Origin of the sequence: Pelotomaculum sp. FP (assembly GCF_004369245.1) — a bacterium.
In the GTDB taxonomy this organism is placed as follows: Bacteria; Bacillota; Desulfotomaculia; order Desulfotomaculales; family Pelotomaculaceae; genus Pelotomaculum_C; species Pelotomaculum_C schinkii.
Genome location: NZ_QFGB01000014.1, coordinates 22,799 through 41,371, shown reverse-complemented (window position 1 = coordinate 41,371; position 18,573 = coordinate 22,799). Strand labels below are relative to the sequence as shown.

At 53.0% G+C, this 18,573-nt stretch carries 19 protein-coding genes; 12 read left to right on the top strand and 7 right to left on the bottom strand.

Annotation, left to right across the window (positions count from 1 at the left end; all coding sequences use genetic code 11):
- Positions 1-65: 65 nt before the first annotated feature.
- From purM to hisD, 6 genes are all read left to right on the top strand, one after another.
- Positions 66-1,109 carry a phosphoribosylformylglycinamidine cyclo-ligase gene (gene purM / locus Psfp_RS07765; protein ID WP_134217978.1) on the top strand — a complete coding sequence of 348 codons (1,044 nt, stop codon included), beginning with the start codon at positions 66-68 and terminating at the stop codon, positions 1,107-1,109.
- A 293-nt stretch (positions 1,110-1,402) separates the two neighbouring features.
- Positions 1,403-2,029, top strand: coding sequence for a phosphoribosylglycinamide formyltransferase (gene purN / locus Psfp_RS07760; protein WP_134217977.1), 627 nt, complete (start codon positions 1,403-1,405; stop codon positions 2,027-2,029).
- A 5-nt stretch (positions 2,030-2,034) separates the two neighbouring features.
- Positions 2,035-3,576 carry a bifunctional phosphoribosylaminoimidazolecarboxamide formyltransferase/IMP cyclohydrolase gene (purH, locus tag Psfp_RS07755; protein WP_134217976.1) on the top strand — a complete coding sequence of 514 codons (1,542 nt, stop codon included), beginning with the start codon at positions 2,035-2,037 and terminating at the stop codon, positions 3,574-3,576.
- A gap of 297 nt (positions 3,577-3,873) precedes the next feature.
- Positions 3,874-5,145 carry a phosphoribosylamine--glycine ligase gene (purD, locus tag Psfp_RS07750; protein WP_134217975.1) on the top strand — a complete coding sequence of 424 codons (1,272 nt, stop codon included), beginning with the start codon at positions 3,874-3,876 and terminating at the stop codon, positions 5,143-5,145.
- Between the two features lie 217 nt (positions 5,146-5,362).
- Positions 5,363-5,728 carry a YerC/YecD family TrpR-related protein gene (locus Psfp_RS07745; protein WP_134217974.1) on the top strand — a complete coding sequence of 122 codons (366 nt, stop codon included), beginning with the start codon at positions 5,363-5,365 and terminating at the stop codon, positions 5,726-5,728.
- Between the two features lie 82 nt (positions 5,729-5,810).
- Positions 5,811-7,151, top strand: coding sequence for a histidinol dehydrogenase (gene hisD / locus Psfp_RS07740; protein WP_134218019.1), 1,341 nt, complete (start codon positions 5,811-5,813; stop codon positions 7,149-7,151).
- A 103-nt stretch (positions 7,152-7,254) separates the two neighbouring features.
- Here the strand turns inward: hisD and Psfp_RS22470 are convergent, their stop codons facing one another.
- On the bottom strand, positions 7,255-7,383 hold the full coding sequence (locus tag Psfp_RS22470) for a hypothetical protein (protein ID WP_282434330.1): 129 nt from the start codon (positions 7,381-7,383) through the stop codon (positions 7,255-7,257).
- A 153-nt stretch (positions 7,384-7,536) separates the two neighbouring features.
- Here Psfp_RS22470 and hisC point away from each other — a divergent pair, with 153 nt between their 5' ends.
- The 6 genes from hisC (at position 7,537) to hisI (ending at position 12,590) form a co-directional block, all read left to right on the top strand.
- Positions 7,537-8,610 (top strand): histidinol-phosphate transaminase, encoded by a 1,074-nt coding sequence (gene hisC / locus Psfp_RS07735; protein WP_134217973.1) that lies wholly within the window; start codon positions 7,537-7,539, stop codon positions 8,608-8,610.
- Positions 8,611-8,780: 170 nt separating this feature from the next.
- A complete protein-coding gene (gene hisB, locus Psfp_RS07730) occupies positions 8,781-9,368 on the top strand; it encodes an imidazoleglycerol-phosphate dehydratase HisB (RefSeq protein ID WP_134217972.1) in 588 nt (195 codons plus the stop codon).
- Positions 9,369-9,520: 152 nt separating this feature from the next.
- A complete protein-coding gene (gene hisH / locus Psfp_RS07725) occupies positions 9,521-10,135 on the top strand; it encodes an imidazole glycerol phosphate synthase subunit HisH (RefSeq protein WP_134217971.1) in 615 nt (204 codons plus the stop codon).
- Positions 10,126-10,863, top strand: coding sequence for a 1-(5-phosphoribosyl)-5-[(5-phosphoribosylamino)methylideneamino]imidazole-4-carboxamide isomerase (hisA, locus tag Psfp_RS07720; protein WP_134217970.1), 738 nt, complete (start codon positions 10,126-10,128; stop codon positions 10,861-10,863). Before hisH ends, hisA begins: the two co-directional genes overlap by 10 nt.
- Positions 10,864-10,867: 4 nt before the next feature.
- Positions 10,868-11,626 (top strand): imidazole glycerol phosphate synthase subunit HisF, encoded by a 759-nt coding sequence (gene hisF, locus Psfp_RS07715; protein ID WP_134217969.1) that lies wholly within the window; start codon positions 10,868-10,870, stop codon positions 11,624-11,626.
- A gap of 565 nt (positions 11,627-12,191) precedes the next feature.
- Entirely contained in the window at positions 12,192-12,590 is a 399-nt protein-coding gene (gene hisI, locus Psfp_RS07710; RefSeq protein ID WP_134217968.1) for a phosphoribosyl-AMP cyclohydrolase, read from the top strand.
- A 266-nt stretch (positions 12,591-12,856) separates the two neighbouring features.
- On the opposite strand, the gene Psfp_RS07705 is transcribed toward hisI, so the two are convergent.
- From Psfp_RS07705 to aroF, 6 genes are read right to left on the bottom strand one after another with little or no spacing between them, the layout of a single operon-like run.
- Entirely contained in the window at positions 12,857-13,999 is a 1,143-nt protein-coding gene (locus Psfp_RS07705; protein ID WP_134217967.1) for a bifunctional chorismate mutase/prephenate dehydratase, read from the bottom strand.
- A 21-nt stretch (positions 14,000-14,020) separates the two neighbouring features.
- Positions 14,021-14,113 (bottom strand): chorismate synthase, encoded by a 93-nt coding sequence (locus tag Psfp_RS07700; RefSeq protein WP_134217966.1) that lies wholly within the window; start codon positions 14,111-14,113, stop codon positions 14,021-14,023.
- Positions 14,103-15,368: a 3-phosphoshikimate 1-carboxyvinyltransferase gene (gene aroA / locus Psfp_RS07695; RefSeq protein WP_134217965.1), complete on the bottom strand. Its 1,266-nt coding sequence runs from the start codon at positions 15,366-15,368 to the stop codon at positions 14,103-14,105. The genes Psfp_RS07700 and aroA overlap by 11 nt, the downstream gene beginning before the upstream one ends.
- A 1-nt stretch (position 15,369) precedes the next feature.
- Entirely contained in the window at positions 15,370-16,434 is a 1,065-nt protein-coding gene (aroB, locus tag Psfp_RS07690; protein ID WP_134217964.1) for a 3-dehydroquinate synthase, read from the bottom strand.
- Positions 16,415-17,290, bottom strand: coding sequence for a prephenate dehydrogenase (locus Psfp_RS07685; protein WP_134217963.1), 876 nt, complete (start codon positions 17,288-17,290; stop codon positions 16,415-16,417). The genes aroB and Psfp_RS07685 overlap by 20 nt, the downstream gene beginning before the upstream one ends.
- A 30-nt stretch (positions 17,291-17,320) precedes the next feature.
- Positions 17,321-18,325, bottom strand: a complete 1,005-nt coding sequence (gene aroF / locus Psfp_RS07680; RefSeq protein ID WP_134217962.1) for a 3-deoxy-7-phosphoheptulonate synthase — start codon at positions 18,323-18,325, stop codon at positions 17,321-17,323.
- Between the last annotated feature and the right edge of the window lie 248 nt (positions 18,326-18,573).

Genomic DNA, 18,573 nt, shown 5'->3' with positions numbered 1-18,573 from the left:
CAAACAAAGTATTTTTTTGCCTGCGTCCAACGTCCAACGACTCACGTCTAAATACGGAGGTATACATGACCGAAAAGAAGAAGGGCCTCACTTATGCCGATGCCGGGGTGGATATTGAAGCCGGCAACAAGGCGGTCCACCTGATGAAAGACACCGTGCGCAGCACTTTCAGACCTGAGGTCTTGGCCGATATCGGCGGCTTTGGCGGTTTTTTTGCCCTCAATAAGGACAGGTACCGGGAGCCGGTGCTGGTTTCCGGTACGGATGGCGTCGGTACCAAGCTGCGGGTGGCCATGTTGACAGGCAGGCATGATTCAGTAGGCATAGATGCGGTGGCCATGTGTGTCAACGATATCCTGGCGCAGGGGGCGGAGCCGCTCTTTTTCCTTGATTACCTGGCAGTCGGCCGGTTGTCGCCGGAACAGGTGGCCGCTATCGTGGGCGGCGTGGCTGAGGGCTGCCGCCAGGCCGGTTGCGCTTTAATCGGCGGGGAGACCGCCGAGATGCCTGGTTTTTATGGACCGGAGGAATACGATATAGCTGGTTTCGCCGTAGGAGTGGTGGAACGGAGCAGGATTATCGACGGCCGGGATATTGTGCCGGGGGATCTGGTAATCGGCCTGCCTTCAAGCGGGCTGCACAGCAACGGCTACTCTCTGGCCCGTAAAGTCCTGCTGGAGGTCGCCGGGTACGGTGTTGATACATATTTGGAACAACTGGGGCGGACCGTGGGTGAGGAAATGCTCGAGCCCACCAGGATTTATGTGAAAGCTATCCTGCCTTTACTGGATCGGTTTAAAATGAAGGGGTTGGCCCACATTACCGGAGGCGGCCTGACGGAAAACGTGCCACGCGCTCTGCCGGAAGGTACCGGGGTCGAGTTTCGTTTAGGCACCTGGCCCGTGCCCCCGGTGTTTAACCTGATTCAAGAGACGGGTAATATTGCGGCAAGCGAGATGCTGCGGACTTTTAACATGGGTGTCGGCCTGGTGGCGGTGGTTGCCCGTGCGGAGGCAGGCGCCGTAATGGCTGACCTGTCCGCCAGGGGCGAGACAAGCTACCTGATCGGCGAAGTGGTGGAAGGCAAACGGGAAGTAACTTACACCTAAACACGCCTTGATTTGCGCCCGCACAGGGAGTCGCGATCACGGCGCAGCAGAGAGTGAAAACCAGGCGATGCAGGCGCGATTTCAGCAGCGCACGGCGCTCGCGCCGGGCTTATGTGGAAAGGTAGCAATGAATTCGCAGCTATATTTGGGGGGCGCTCTATGGGCTGAACAGCTGTACAGTTATTTTTCAAGGAAGCAAAAGAACCGTCCCCTTGCTTCCTTTTGAGCGGCATTGTAGTGGTCAAGTGAAGTGTGAAAATGTGAAAATTGGGCTTGGCTAAGGAGGGGATCAAGTGAGCAAGCTACGCCTGGGCGTTCTGGCCTCCGGCCGGGGCTCAAACCTCCAGTCCATCATGGACCAGGCTGCTGCCGGGAAAATAAACGCCGCGGTAGCCGTGGTCATCAGCGACAAAAAAGATGCCTATGCGCTGGAGCGGGCGAGGATGGCGGGTATCCCGGCCGGACACATTAATTACAGTGATTTCCCATCCAAGGATGCGTATGAAAGGTCAATTGTCGAACTTTTGCAGCAGCATGGAGTGGAACTGGTCTGTCTCGCCGGTTATATGAGAATTGTAGGCAAGGTACTCCTGGCAGCTTTTCCGAACAGGGTTATGAACATCCACCCGGCGCTCCTGCCGTCCTTTCCGGGGTTGCATGGCCAGGAACAGGCCTGGGCCTACGGGGTCAAATTCAGCGGCTGTACCGTCCATTTTGTTGACGAGGGCATGGATACCGGGCCGATTATTCTCCAGGCTGTGGTTCCGGTTTACGATGAAGATACGGCCGATGACTTGTCCGCCCGTATTTTGGAGCAGGAACATAAGATTTACCCGGAAGCTATCCGGCTCTATGCGGAGGGACGGCTGAGGATTGAAGGCAGGAAAGTATACGTGAGTAAAATAAATAATAGGAGGTAAATAACTTGGCTCTTCAACGTGCTTTAATCAGCGTATCGAACAAAGCTGGTGTAATTGAGTTTTCCCGCGGGCTGGCGGAACTGGGTGTGGAGATTGTTTCCACCGGGGGCACGGCTAAAGCCCTGCGTGAGGCGGGTGTGCCTGTTACATATATCTCCGACGTCACAGGGTTCCCGGAAATATTGGACGGCCGGGTCAAGACCCTGCACCCCACCGTGCACGGCGGCATCCTGGCTTTAAGAAATCCTGATCACCTGGGCCAGTTGGCAAAGCATAACATTACCCCCATCGACCTGGTGGCGGTAAACCTTTATCCCTTCCGCGAGACCATCGCCAAGCCCGGGGTAACCCTGGCGGAAGCCATTGAGAATATTGATATCGGCGGTCCCACCATGGTCCGTTCCGCAGCCAAGAACTACGAAAATGTGCTGGTCATCGTCAACCCGGAACGCTATCATGAGGTGCTGGAAGCCCTGCGCAAGGGTGAAGCCGGGCGGGAGCTGAGGATGGCCCTGGCCCGTGAGGCTTTTGCCCATACTGCATCTTACGATGCAGCTATCACGGCTTACCTCTCCGGGATAGGTGAGGGCGCGGAGCAATTTCCGCCGACCATGGATCTCTCGCTCAAACGGGTCCAGGTCCTGCGCTACGGAGAAAATCCCCACCAGCAGGCTGCCTTCTACCGCGACCCGGCCGTGACCGGGCCCTGCGTCGGCAATGCTGTTCAGCTTGCGGGCAAGGAACTGTCGTATAACAATATCCTGGATATCAACTCGGCTTTTGAGCTGGTAAGAGAATTTATAGAGCCGGCCGCGGTTATTGTCAAGCACAACAACCCCTGCGGCTGTGCTGTTTCGGCACAACTGACAGATGCTTACCTTAAGGCTCTGGAAGGTGACCCGGTGTCGGCGTTTGGGGGCATAATAGCGCTAAACCGGGTGGTGGACGCCCCCACCGCACAGGAGATGGCCAAACTATTCGTGGAAGCGATTATTGCGCCGGGGTACGAAGATCAAGCTCTTGAGATTCTGAAGAAGAAGGCGAACTTAAGGCTGCTTTCAACCGGCGACTTAACCATCCAAACCAACGACCGCCTGGATATGAGGAAGGTAAACGGCGGTCTCCTGGTGCAGGAATTCGACCGTGAGGTACTTAAGCTGCCTGAGTTGAAAGTAGTTACCAAAAGGACCCCGACGCAGAATGAAATGGACGAGCTCATTTTTGCCATGACCCTGGTCAAGCACGTCAAGTCCAACGCCATCGTGCTGACCAAGGAACGCCAGCTCATCGGTGTGGGAGCGGGCCAGATGAACCGGGTGGGTTCGGCCAAAATAGCCATCAACCAGGCCGGGGAAAAGGCTGCGGGGGCCGTATTGGGCTCGGACGCCTTCTTCCCCTTCAACGATACCGTGCTTGAAGCAGCCCGCGCCGGCATCACCGCCATCATTCAGCCGGGCGGCTCCATCCGTGACGAGGAGTCGATCAAAGCATGTGATGAGGCCGGTATGGCCATGGTGTTCACAGGCATGAGACACTTCAAACACTAGCAGGATGAATGATGTCGCAGGCCGTAGGGCGTAAGGCGTAAAAAGAATGGGCTGCAGGGTTAGTTTGTTACGTTGGTTGTTGTGTAAGATAAAGCAGCCGAAGGAAGCAGGGGGACGGTTCTTTTGCTTCCGAATTCGGAAGCAAAAGAACCGTCCCCCTGCTTCCCGTGTCAACCCCAAAGAAATGCTTAAACCTACGCCCTGCGCCCTACGGCCTGCGACTGCTTCCTAAACGGTTTAAAATTTTAGTATCTAACCGGCCTTTCGATGTTTATGTACGAATTGGGAGGGTAGTGTATGAGGGTTTTGGTTGTGGGTGGCGGCGGACGTGAACACGCCCTGGTGTGGAAGCTGAAGCAAAGCCCCCGCGTGACTAAAGTTTACTGTGCTCCGGGCAACGCAGGCATAGCCCGGGACGCTGACTGTATTCATATAAAAGCTGAGGATGTACAGGGGCTGTTGAATTTCGCTCTTAAAAACGAAATTGGCCTTACTGTGGTAGGACCGGAAGCGCCGCTCAACGCAGGTATTGTCGACCGGTTTGAGGCGGCAGGGCTGAAAATCTTCGGGCCCTCACAGGCAGCGGCTGAGATTGAGGGCAGCAAGGTGCTGTCCAAGGAGATTATGGCCAGGTACGGTATCCCCACGGCTTCTTACGCTGTTTTTACCGACCCCGCTGAAGCCGCTTCTTACATCAAACGAACCGGCGCTCCCTGTGTGGTCAAGGCTGACGGCCTGGCCGCCGGCAAGGGAGTAATCGTGGCCCTTGATGAGGAAAGCGCGCTCGATGCGGTGCGTTCGATTATGGTGGACAAAGACTTTGGGGCGGCCGGGGAGCGTCTGGTCGTGGAGGAGCGCCTGTCAGGGGAAGAGGTCAGCATCCTGGCTTTCACTGATGGGGTCAGCGTAGTGCCCATGATTGCCTCGCAGGACCACAAGCGCGCCTATGACAACGACGAGGGGCCGAACACCGGCGGTATGGGAGCCTATGCCCCGGCTCCGGTTTATACTGCCGATGTGCACAGGAAAACCATGGAGGAAATATTAATTCCCATGGTCCAGGCTATGAACAATGAGGGCCGGACCTACCGGGGTGTTATCTACGCCGGGCTGATGGTTGATGAAAACGGACCGAAAGTACTGGAATTTAACGCGCGTTTTGGCGACCCGGAAGCGCAGCCGGTCCTGATGCTGTTGGAGACTGATCTGGTTGATATTATCGAGGCCATCCTGGAAAAGCGCCTGGGCCAAATCGAAATCAAGTGGAAGGAACAGGCCGCAGTGTGCGTAGTGTTGGCCTCGGGAGGCTATCCCGGTTCTTACGAAAAGGGAAAAGTCATCAAAGGTTTGGAAAACCCAGGCGGGGAAGTGCTCGTCTTCCACGCCGGCACCGCCGCGAAGGACGGGGACATTGTTACCGCCGGGGGGCGGGTGCTGGGTGTGACGGCAGCCGGTTCGGACATCCCTTCGGCTATCGAACGGGCTTACGCGGCAGTGGAAAAAATCCATTTCGACGGCATGCACTACCGGCATGACGTGGGGCGCAAGGCGCTGGAGCGTTTAAAATAGCGAGAGAGCTCTCATAGATAGCTGATGGAACCATGGTTTGGCGCATTTGCGCAACCGTTAATCATTATATACAAATGGCACTGCGGAACCCTAACATCCTCACAGGCTGCAACGCCTGCTGTTAGTTAACCAAAAGCGCCTTTTTTTGTCTTGATTTTTCCTCTTTAACGTATTAAAATATTAAAGAAACAGATTATCAGCCCAGGGGGTTGTAGCTGTGTACGCAGGAAGACTTAGAGATGAGCTTTTGGACAGGCTTTTTGAGGCAGTGCTGCTTTTACGAAACACGGATGAATGCTACCAATTTTTTGAAGACGTCTGTACTGTTGCAGAACTCAGGTCGTTGGCCCAGCGCCTGGAAGTCGCCAAAATGCTGCAGAATAACCATACTTACGGCGATATAGCCAGTCGTACCGGCGCCAGCACGGCCACTATCAGCAGAGTAAAGAGATCTCTCAACTACGGTGCGGACGGTTATAAACTGATTCTGGAAAGACTTGCCTCAACATCCGGCAAAGCTTCCCTGGATAGTCGGTTAGAAAAAGCGACTGTTGCGGAGCCAATAATGGATGATGAAAAATAATGAATCTGATGAAGCGCCGGTAGATGATGTAACCACTTTAAACCATTCGTTTGTTTTCTGGGAGTGAAGAAAATTGGAACCGTTGATTAAAATTTTTGAAGCTGATGAACCGGTTCTCGAAAAAATACTGCGCAGAAAAGCCCTTGACCAAAGTGCAACAGCGGCTGTGGTCGCGGAAGTCCTCTCAGCTGTGCGAGGTGACGGTGACGCTGCAGTGTGCGCGTTAACCGCCCGCTTTGGCGGGCCTGAACTGCGACCGGACCAGCTAAGGGTTAATGATGAAGAAATTAAGGCTGCGTACGGCCTGGTGGAGGAAAATTTTCTGAGTTCCCTCCGCCTGGCAATCAAAAACATTACCGCCTATCATCAAAAACAGCAGGCCAATTCCTGGTTCAAAACTGATGAAAATGGGGCTATTCTGGGACAGTTGGTCAGACCGTTGCGCCGGGTCGGGATTTACGTGCCGGGCGGCAAGGCGTCCTATCCTTCCTCGGTGCTGATGAACGCAATACCGGCCAAAGTTGCCGGTGTGCGGGAAATTGCCATGGTTTCGCCCCCCGCTTCCGACGGTTCAATGAACCCCTATACTCTTGTGGCGGCTGCCGAGGTGGGTATAAGCGAAATATACAAAGCCGGTGGCGCCCAGGCAGTGGCGGCCCTGGCTTACGGCACGGCATCCATTCCAAGAGTCGACAAGATCACAGGCCCCGGAAATATTTACGTTACATTGGCCAAACAGCAGGTCTACGGCCAGGTGGATATCGATATGCTGGCCGGACCCAGCGAGGTGCTGATCATTGCCGACGAAACGGCAGATCCGGGCTATGTCGCCGCAGACCTTTTGTCCCAGGCGGAACACGATGAAAGGGCCTCCGCCATATTGCTCACCCCCAGCCGCGAACTGGCGGGCAAAGTCCAGGAGCAGGTGGCCGGGCAGGCCGGCCGGCTCGGACGCTACGAAATCATCACGCATTCCCTTGCTGACTATGGGGCGATTGTAATCACGGGTGATATTGACCAGGCTTTTGACCTGGCCAACCAGGCTGCGCCGGAACACCTGGAGTTAATGCTGGCCGAACCCTTCCGCTGGCTTTTCAAGGTGGAAAATGCCGGCGCTGTATTTATGGGACATTACTCGCCTGAGCCGGTGGGGGATTACCTGGCCGGACCCAACCATATCCTGCCGACCGGCGGTACGGCAAGGTTCTACTCGCCACTGGGTGTCGATGCCTTTTTGAAAAGGACCAGCTTGATTGCTTATAATGAGCCTGCTCTGGAACAGGTAGGGGCCGACGTAATCAATCTCGCCGGTGTGGAAGGACTCTCCGCCCATGCCAACGCGGTAAGGATCAGGATGAAAAATTGTTCGAAAGAAAGAGGAGGTTTTAAACAGCTACAGAATACCAAATTGAGGGAAGATTAACAAAAACCGTTGATACGAACACCTGTTCTATGGTGGTATAGTAACAGGAGGTGGTAACGGTGTATGAATACTGAGCCAGTATAAGTGAAAGGAAAAAGGTTTCTTAGCAGTCACTTCCGATGACGCGTCGCAAAGACACGCTGTGAAAGTCGGGCGCGGAGGTTAGAACAACCAGGCGGTGGGTAACACCCCCTTCCGGGCAGGACGGATACCAGAAAGGTGACGGCGGCATAAGCCACCCGGAATGCAAGCGAAAGCTTGCAGCTAAGCAGTTGAATCCTGTGACACTGCCTCCCGTTAGTCGGCGGGAGAGAAAGTTAATCAATCTGGATTATCTTGTATAAATCAGATTTGTTTAGCTTTCAGAAACCAGGCTGTTCATAGAATGACTACTGTATTTAACGCGGCGTCACTGGTACGGGAAGAATTAAAAGGCCTGCTTCCCTATCAAGCGCCTTACTACCCGTCTGTGCTTAAACTTGACGCCAACGAAAACCCGTATCCATTTCCGCAAGCTGTGATGAAGGAGATTTACCGGGAAACGGCGTCGGCCGGTTTCAGCCGCTACCCCGATCCAATGGCCGTGGAATTGCGGGAGAGCCTGGCTGCTTACACCGGAGTAAACCCGGAAAACATTATGGTAGGCAATGGTTCAGATGAACTTATTCTGGACTTGATGCTGACTTTCGGTACCGGGGCGAAATTTGTCGTGGCCTCGCCTTCCTTTGTGATGTACGGGATACAGGGACAAATCGCCTCCTCGACCAGGCTGGACGTTCCCCGGCGAAGCGACTTCCGCCTTGATGTGGCGGCGATGCAAAAGGCCGCGGCTGAGCCGGAGGTGAAACTGGTTGTCATCTGCACACCGAACAACCCGACCGGGACCGCCACCCCGCGGCAGGAGATTGAGGCCATCCTGGCAAGCACCGGCGCGCTAGTGGTGGTTGACGAAGCCTACGGGGAATTTGGCGGGGAGTCCTGCATACCGCTCTTAAGCCGCTATCCGAATTTAATCATACTAAAGACTTTTTCCAAGGCCTTCGGCCTGGCCGGGCTGAGGGTAGGCTACCTCCTGGCCGGCGCTTCGATTATTAATGAGTTGTTGAGGGTGAAACAACCTTTCAATTTAAACGCTTTTTCCCAGATTGCCGCGCGGGTGGTCATGAAAAACCTCGATCCTTTCCGGGAAAGGATCGGGACCATCTTAAAGGAAAGAGACCGCCTGCATGCCGAGCTCTCGGCTGTCCCAGGTGTGGAGACCTTTCCTACTGAGGCCAACTTTATTTTATTCAGGACTGCCCTGCCGGCCGCCCAGGTTTACCAGGGGCTGCTTGAACGAGGTGTGCTGGTGCGCAATGTGGACAGCCCTAGCCTTCCCCGCTGTCTCAGGGTTTCAGTGGGTAAGCCGGAGGAGAACACAACATTCCTTGCCGGTATGCGGGAAATCCTGGCTGGATAAGGGGTGTAGGTGCGATTTCAATCGTACAACGGCGCTCGCGCCGGACTTGTGTGGCTAACGGGGATTCGCTCTGTGGGCTGAACAGCTGTACAGTTATTTTCAAGGAAGCAAAAGAACCGTCCCCCTGCTTCCTTAAAAGAGGCTGTTAATAAGATAAAGAGGTGATACAAATGTCCGAACCACGCGAGAGTTTAGTCAACCGCAAAACGCTGGAAACGGAAGTCAACATTTCTTTCAGCCTGGACGGCGAAGGGGTTTACTTCGTCAATACGGGACAGCCGTTCTTTGACCACATGCTAGAGCTATTCTGCAAGCACTCCTCGTTTAACATGGAGTTGACCGCACGTGGCGACCTGGCGGTGGATGGTCACCATACCGTTGAGGACGTGGGACTCTGCCTGGGTTTGGCCATCAAGCGGGCTCTGGGTGAAAAACACGGCATAAAACGCTACGGCCATGCCATAATTCCCATGGATGAGGCGCTGGCCATGGTTGCGGTGGACCTTTCCGGGCGGGGTTTTCTGGCCTTTGACGCGCCCATGCCTGCGGCGCGGGTAGGAGAATTTGAAACCGAGCTGGTTCAGGAATTTTTCAGGGCTCTGGCCATCAGCGGTGAATTCACACTGCATATCCGGCTTCTGGCGGGGACCAACACCCACCACATCATTGAGGCCATTTTTAAGGGCTTGGCCCGTGTTCTTAAGGACGCCACTACCTATGTCGGCGGGGGCATTCCCTCCACCAAGGGTGAACTTTAAGACGTATTGCCCTAAAGATAAAAAAGTGGGGTTAACCAGGGTATTGTGAAGTAAATGCCTGGCCGGGAATGGCGCCGGTACGATCGCCGTTTTTGATTGGTTACGGTCTTATATTTCCGTGTCCTCTACCGGGAAGAATTGCAGGGGGAAACATGATTGCTATTATTGATTACGGGATGGGAAACTTAAGGAGCGTCCAGAAGGGCTTTGAGAAAATGGGCGTTGAAGCTGTCGTGACCGGAAAACCGCAACAGGTGGTCCAGGCCGCCGGGGTGGTTTTACCCGGGGTGGGGGCCTTTGCCGACGCTATGACCAATTTGCGTTCGTCAGGAATGGACGAGGCCGTCCACCGGGCGGTTGAGGCCGGGAAACCTTTTCTGGGTATCTGTCTGGGGCAGCAGCTGCTCTTTGACGCCAGTGAGGAATGGGGCCTGACCAGGGGGCTGGGTATTTTCCGGGGCCGGGTCCGGCGCCTGCCGGACGGGTTGAAGGTACCCCACATGGGGTGGAACCAGGCCGAAATTCAACGGGCCGACCCGCTTCTGGAGGGTATTCCCCAAGCGTCTTCTTTCTACTTCGTGCACTCCTATTATGTTGATCCGGAGGAGCAAGCGGTTGTCTTGACCAGGACCGAATACGGGGTTCGCTTTGCTTCCATCGTCGGGAGGGAAAACGTTTACGGGATCCAGTTTCACCCCGAAAAAAGCAGCGGGATAGGCTTAAGGATCCTAGAAAATTTCGGGAGGATGGTTAAAAAATGTTGCTGATCCCAGCTATTGACCTGCGGGAAGGGAAGTGCGTCCGCCTGGTGGAGGGACGACTCGATAAGGAAACCGTTTATTCAGATGACCCGTCCGCTATGGCCGCCCTCTGGCAGGACCAGGGCGCCCGTATGCTGCACGTGGTGGACCTGGACGGCGCTTTTGCCGGCGCTCCCAAAAACCTTGACGTCTTAAAGGAGATACTGTCCGCTGTTGATATTCCCGTTCAGGTGGGCGGGGGCATTCGCAGCATGGAGACCATCGAGAGCCTTTTGGGCATGGGTGTAGCCAGGGTTATTCTGGGTACGGTAGCCATTGTGGACCCTGAACTGGTGTCAGAAGCCTGCGGCAGGTACGGCGAGGCCGTCCTGGTGGGTATCGACGGGCGCAACGGGCAGGTCGCCATTGAAGGCTGGGGGCTGACGGTTGAAAAAGGAACAGTTGAACTCGCCCTGGACATGAAAAATTTGGGTGTAAAGCGTGTGGTCTTTACCGACATCAGGCGGGACGGAAAGCTGCAGGGACCCAACCTCGAGGCGACCGGACAGTTGGCGAAAGAAACCGGCTTAAAGGTAGTTGCTTCCGGCGGTGTTTCCACCCTCAATGACCTGCGGGCAATTCGAGCTATGGAGAGCCTGGGTGTTGACGCAGTGATCATGGGCAAGGCCCTTTACTCCGGAGCCATAGACCTGAGGGAAGCTCTGGCTGTGGCGGAAGGAAAGGAAGTAGGGTAGGGCTATGCTTCTCAAAAGGATCATCCCCTGCCTTGATGTCACCGGCGGCAGGGTGGTTAAAGGAACCAATTTCATAAACTTGCGGGATGCCGGGGATCCCGTCGAGCTTGCCGCTTTTTACGACCGGGAAGGCGCCGACGAGTTGATTTTCCTTGATATCACCGCTTCCTCCGATGGTCGCAAGACTACCCTGGATATGGTTTACCGCACCGCCGGAGAGGTCTTTATTCCTTTTACCGTCGGCGGCGGGATCAGCACCCTGGAGGATATCCGGGCCATGCTCAGTGCCGGGGCCGATAAGGTATCGATGAATACGGCCGCGGTTAAGAAGCCGGAATTGGTGGCCGAAGCCGCATCACGGTTTGGCAGCCAGTGCATCGTGGTGGCTATCGACGCGCGGCAGTGCGGGCCGGAAAGCTGGGAAGTATACATACATGGCGGTCGCACGCCCACCGGTATTGACGCCGTGGCCTGGGCGCGGCGGGTGGAAAAACTGGGCGCGGGGGAAATTATGCTCACCAGCATGGACCGGGACGGGACCAAGGACGGTTATGACCTGCCCCTGACCAGGACCATTGTCAGGGCGTTGAATATCCCGGTAATTGCCTCCGGCGGAGTGGGTAATCTCGAGCATGTGGCCGCGGGGGTGACTGAAGGAGAAGCCGACGCCGCCCTGGCCGCTTCAATTTTCCACTTTGGCGAGTACTCCATCCGGGAAACCAAGCAATACCTGCACTCCCAAGGCATCCCCGTGCGTATTTAGACGTGGGACGTGGGAAATGAGAACGTGAGGAATGCAGGTGCGAATTCATTCGCACAAATGTAACATTGACCTCAACAAGTGCGGCGCAAACGCGCCGTTGTGCGATTGAAATGGCGCCTATTCTATTGCAATGGAGGAATGAAACAGCTACAGAATAACTGAATAAATTGAGATAAGAATAACAAAAACCGTTGATGCAAACACCTGTTCTGTAGTAGTATAGTAACAGGAGGTGGTAACGGTGTATGAATACTGAGTCAATATAAGTGAAAGAGAGAAGGTTTCTTAGCAGTCACTTCCGATGATGCGTCGCAAAGACACGCTGTGAAAGTCGGGCGCAGAGGTTAGAACAACTAGGCGGTGGGTAACACCCCCTTCCGGGCAGAACGGATACCAGAAAGGTGACGGCGGCATAAGCCACCCGGAATGCAAGCGAAAGCTTGCAGCTCAGCAGTTGAATCCTGTTACGCTGCCTCCCGTTAGTCGGCGGGAGAGAAATCTAAATATTTCTGGATTATCTTGCATAAATCAGATATGTTTAGCTTTCAGAAACCAGGAAGATCGATTGTCATTCGACGTAAGCAGCTTAAAATATGATCAGGCGGGACTGATTCCCGCCATAGTCCAGGACGCGGCCAGCGGCGTGGTCTTAATGATGGCCTATATGAACCGTGAAGCGGTTGCAAAGACCCTGGCCACCGGTGAGACCTGGTTCTGGAGCCGCAGCCGGCAGGAGTTCTGGCACAAGGGGGAGACCTCGGGCAACGTCCAGAAGGTGCGGGAAATTTTGTACGACTGCGATCGGGATTCTCTTGTGGTGAAAGTGGAGCAAAAGGGCGCCGCCTGCCACGAGGGCTATTTCACCTGTTTTCACTACCGGGTGGAGCAGGACGGTAATGTAACAGTAGTCGGAGAGAAAATGTTCGACCCGGACCAGGTTTACGGCAGAAAACAGCGGGGTTAGAAAAAGGAAGCAAGGGAAGAAGCAAGGGGACGGTTCTTTTGCTTCCCTTAAAATACTGTATAGCTGTTCAGCCCGCAGAGCGAATCTCAAAAAAGGTGCGAGTTCATTCGTACAAATGCAACACAGCCACACAAGTCCGGCGCCGGCGCGCCGTGTGCGATTGAAATCGCAGTCACATCACCTGGTGTTTTGATCATACGTGGCGCCGCCGGCGGCATGGGCAACTGCCCTGCGGATGCGATTTCATCCCAATCAAACCTGACTGCTTAAAATATTTCGCTGTAACTCCCCAAAAAAATAAATTTACTCAGACTGTTTTCCAGCTCACAGAGCAAATTCACTGTTTCGGTCAAGTAAATGGAAGCGTCGAAATCGAAGTAGAACATGAACTCAAAATCTTTTCCGATAACCGGACGGCTTTCAAGCTTGGTCAGATTGAGCCCGAGCGATGAAAATTTTGAAAGCAGTGTGCAAAGCGATCCCGGCTTATGGGGGAGCGATAGCAAGATGCTGATTTTGTTTGCTCCGGGATAGATTTTCATATCTTTGGAGATACAGATAAAACGGGTATAGTTGTTATCCCGGTTTTGGACGTTGTTTGTCAAAATGTCAAGGTCATAAAGCTCTGCACAGGTTTCAGATGATATCGCAGCAAGATCGGAACGGCTTGACTCAGCGACGTATTTTGCTGCGGCGGCCGTGTTGCTGAACAATGTAACCTTGATTTGCGGGTTGGCTTTCAAGAATTCGCTGCATTGGCCGATGGCCTGTTCATGCGAAACAATTTCTTTAATATCATCGAAAACTACGCTTTTTTTGGCGAGCAAGGCGTGATTAATTCTCAGCCTAATACTGCGGACAATATGAAATTTATGTTTCTCCATCAAGTCATATACGGCGATCACCGTACCTGCCAAACTATTTTCAACCGGTAATAAACCGTACTCGCACATCCCTTTTTCTACTGCCTGGAAAACAGATTCAAAATCATTAAAAAACATCAGAGTCGGTAGTGAGAAAAGTTTTTCGCAGGCTTGTTGGGAATAGGAACCTTCTGTCCCCTGGCAGGCGACATTTGCTTTTGAAGGAAATTGCCTGGCCAGTTCGCAGGTCGCTGCTTTAATGTCCTGCGCCAGCTGAGAGTTGTGCGACAAAAGCTGATTTTGGTAGCTTTTGCTCAGGTCGAACAGGGTATTAAACAGCCTCTTTGCATATGTTTCCATTTTCTCTCCGGAAATTTCTGCAACGCGGTTTAAAACCTCGCGTTCCCGCTCATTGTCTAAAACAGGAAAATTGTTTTGTATTTTATACTTTGAAATCCTGGCGATTGCATCCATCCGTTTGGTAAACAACTGAACCAACTCTAAATCAATTTGACTGAGTTCTTCTCTCAATTCTTTGATATCCATTTTTTGGCCTCCCAACACGTTTTAAATCACTATTATAGCCTCAACACAGGGAACCGCACGTGGCGCGATACAAGGGTCGTGTCGCCCCTTGATGGAAATCGTATCAAATGACATCTGCAATTCCTCCAAGCCTTTTGAAGTGATCAAAAAATTGTGGATAGGATTTATCTACCGCCTCCGCCCCCTCAATGATCAGCTCGCTTTCGCAAAGCGCTGCAGCGATCGCCATTGACATCACGATGCGATGGTCTCCAAATCCCTGCACAACTCCGCCGCGTAAAGGTTTGCCCCCGCGGATGAGCAGCGCGTCCTCCCTCTCGGTAACATCGGCGCCCACCTGTGACAGGCTTTGCGCAATTGCCGCAAGTCGATCGCTTTCTTTGATCCGCAGGCGTTTGGCGTTGTAGATGACTGTTGTTCCGGCTGCCGCTGTCGCCACCACTGCCATAACAGGGATTAAATCGGGGATTTCGGCCGCGTCAATACGCAGAGCCTTGAGTGGTTTTCCGGTTGCGTAAGCGGTATCTTTAAAAAAAGACACATTGGCGTCAAAACCGCGCAGCAGGTTGATGATCTCTTTATCCCCTTGCCATGAGTCTTGCGCAAGGCCGCCGCATAGGATCTCATTGCCTTGCAAGCAACCTGCGCAAATCCAGAATGCCGCGTTGGACCAATCCCCCTCGACACTAAGATGTTGAGGCGAGCGGTATTTTTGTCCGCCTTTGATTTGATAGCCGTGCGCATGCTCTTCGATGGCGATGCTGAATTTCTTGAGAGTCGCGATGGTCATTTGGACATACCCTTTTGATTCCAACTGCGATGCGAGAACAATGCGGCTGTCTTTTTCCAACAGCGGCAAAGCCAACAGCAGTCCGGTGATAAACTGTGAGCTTACATCGCCGGGCAGGGTATAACGCCCTCCTGTCAATCTGCCGCGAACAGTCAGCGGCAGCCCTGCCCTGTCAAAATGGCAGCCGTGGTTTTCCAGTTGCTCCACCAGCGGTTGGAGCGGGCGCTGCGGCAGTCTGCCCTGTCCCGAGAAAGTTGCCGGGACGCCCAGCGCCGCCGCGACAGGGAGCAGAAAACGCAGTGTCGCGCCGCTTTCGCCGCAATCAAGGCTGGCAAAATCACCAGTATTGCCCCAAACGGGCGAGATATTTAAAAACCCCGGCGCATCGTGATCTATCTTCGCTCCAAGCGACCTCACACATTCCATTGTGGCCTGGATATCCCGGGAGGAGGAGCCAAGCCGGACAACCGTGGGCTGATCTGCCAGAGCAGCTGCAATCAAAATGCGATGGGCGTCTGATTTTGAGGGGATTGCTTCAACCCTGCCCCGCAAAGCCGACGGCGTGATGCGAATGTTCATTTTACGGCTCCTTTCCCATACCCTGCCGGATGAAATCAGGCAGGGCAGACACCGGCATTTTATAGAGAACACATTGACCGATTTTTTGGGGAATGACAAGGGTAATGCTGTCCTGGCGACGTTTTTTATCACGCAAAGCAACCCCGGCCAGCTGCTCGGCGGTAAAAGGAGAGGAAACAGGCAGATGGTTGGCTGCCAGGCAGGCTTTAATGGGCCCGGAACAGTCTGTTTCGGAAAGCCCCAGCCGCCAGGCCGCAGCGCTGATAAGCGCCATGCCGATGGCTACGGCATAGCCGTGCGTGATTGAATAGCCGCTGCAATGCTCAACGGCGTGTCCTATGGTGTGTCCGAAATTGAGCAGTTGGCGATCCCCGTTATCGAATTCGTCCCGCATGACCAGATCACGCTTAATGCTGATACATTGTTCAATACTGTCTTCCAGGTCACAATGCGCATTTCCGCCCGCCAGTTTGTCAAACAGCTTTGGGGACGCTATCACGCCGTATTTTATGGCTTCAGCTACGCCTTCGGCGAAAACGGTCTCCGGTAATGTGGAAAAGGTTGCGGGGTCGCAGAGCACGAAGCTGGGTTGGTAAAAAGTGCCCGCGAGATTTTTGCCTGCGGCGAGATTGATTGCCGTTTTACCGCCAACCGAGGCGTCAATTGCCGCCAAAAAGGTGGTTGGAATTTGCACCAGACGAATCCCGCGCAGGTAAACGGAAGCAGCAAAACCGGCCACATCTCCGGTCACCCCGCCCCCCAAAGCCACGACAAGATCGGTCTTGGTCAGCTGCCGCTGCGCGAAAAATTCAAGAATTTGACCGAAAACAGCAAGATTTTTCGAGCTTTCTCCGTTATGTAATACAAATTTCACGACATTAAAACCTGCCTGCCGCAAAGATTCGCAGAGCGCTTCCGCGTATAGTGAATCGACAATACTGTCGGTCACAATCGCAGCCGTGCAGGCGGGGACTCTTTTTAATATTTCCTTTCCTGCCTTATGCAGGCTTTTGTTTTCGATAAGAATGTCATAACTCCTGGATGCGTTAACGGTCACTGTTTTCATGGAAGCTCCCCATCCCGTATGAATAGTCGATAGACTCTTTCATTATTCTTCCGTCCTGCAGCAGTTTTTCAACGCTACCCCGGTTGCCGGATTTTAAAGCGTCGCTATACTCGACAAGCCGTTCGATCAAACCGTCAAGCTCGCCTATAAGATTTTCTTTATTCTCAAAGAAAAGCTCGGTCCACATTTTTTCGTGCAGCTTTGCCACTCTGGTCATATCCTGGTAGCTGCCTGCCGAAAAACCTTTGTGCTTATGCGCCAGGCTGCTTTTGACATAGGCGCTGGAAACCACATGCGCCAATTGGGAGGTGTATGCGATCATCTGGTCATGCTCTGCGGGAGAGCAAAGGGTGATGTTTGAGAATCCCAGGCTCAGCCAAAATTTTTTCATGGCTTCAATGAGCCCCAGAGGCGTTGCGCTGAAGTAAGGAGTCATAATCATGGAGGCATTATGAAACAGGCGCGTGCAAGAGTGTTTAAATCCGGAAAATTCCTTGCCGGCCATTGGGTGGCAACCGATAAAGACAAAATCATTTTTAGCTGCGGGATCCTGCAGGGCGTCACAAACCATTTGCTTAACCCCGCAGCAGTCACATACGACACTTCCCTTTTTAAAGCTGCCGGCGTGCGCTTGTATGTAATTGATTGTGTCATTTGGATAAAGCGCCACAATAACCATGTCGCATTGCGGCAGGAGCTCGTCGCTCAACACCTCGTCTATTGCCTCCATTAGTTTCGCCAGGCAAATCACCGATTCCTGGATATCTGTGCCAAACACTTTGTGATCCGTGTTTTGTTTGATTGATTTGGCTATTGATCCGCCAATCAATCCAAGACCGACAATCCCGATATTCATTGTTCACTCTCCTCATCAAAAGCAGACTTTTCACTGCGCAAAAGGTAAAACATTGCGGACTTCATTGGCCAAATGAGCAAAAGCATCCGGTGTCAGCGATTGCGCTCCGTCGCAAAGGGCTTTGCTTGGGTCATTGTGGACTTCAATCATAAGTCCGTTCGCTCCCACAACGGTTGAAGCAAGCGCCAGCGGCTTTACCAGTGCGGAGATACCCGCCGCATGACTCGGATCGACAATGATGGGCAGGTGTGTTTTACTGCGCAGCACAGGTATCGCTGAAATATCAAGGGTGTTTCTTGTCGCGGTTTCAAAGGTGCGGATGCCTCTTTCACACAGAATTACATTTTCATTTCCGCCGGCCATGATATATTCCGCGCTCATCAGCAGTTCTTCCAGCGTGTTTGCCAGGCCGCGCTTTAAAAGGATTGGTTTTTTAATCATGCCGAGTTCTTTAAGCAGTTCAAAGTTTTGCATGTTTCTGGCGCCGACCTGAATCACATCTACCTTTTCAAAAAGCGGCAGGTGTGAAATATTCATGATTTCCGTCACAATGGGCAGCCCGGTCATCTCTTTTGCTTCGAGCAGCAGTTCAATTCCCTCGGCGTGCATACCTTGGAAAGAGTAAGGTGAGGTGCGAGGCTTAAAAGCGCCGCCGCGCAGCATAGATGCTCCGGATGCTTTAACGCTTTGCGCAACAGAACAAATTTGTTCACGCGACTCTACTGAGCACGGGCCTGCAATGATTTGAAAATTATCTCCGCCGATTTTGACACCGTTGACATCAACCACAGTATCATCGGTGTGAAACTTGCGGTTTGCTTTTTTATACGGCTCCAGAATCCTTTTAACATCCTCAACGATTTCCAGCGATTTGATCAGACCAATATCAACGACACTGGTATCACCAATCAAGCCGATGATCGTCTGGTGTTTTCCAACTGAACAATGCGTGCTGATGCCCAGGCTTTTTAGCCAGGCAACAAGAGGTTCCAGCTGCTTTTGGACCGGTTTGTTGTTCTTCAGTATGACAATCATGTTTTTTCTCTCCTTAATTTCTTAATAAAAAAGGGTCCAGCGTGAATTTGCATTTCACTGCTGAACCCTTTGGTATCAATTTAGACACTGTGCTTCGTTCTAAATCAAATATCGATACCTGCTTGCAGTGAAACTCAAATTAACCTTACCCCAAAAAGAAGTAAAGTAAAAATAAAAGTATTCCGCTGCAAACAATAGCTTTGTCATTTTCAGCACTCCTCGAATATTGTGTTTGATAGTAGCATAAT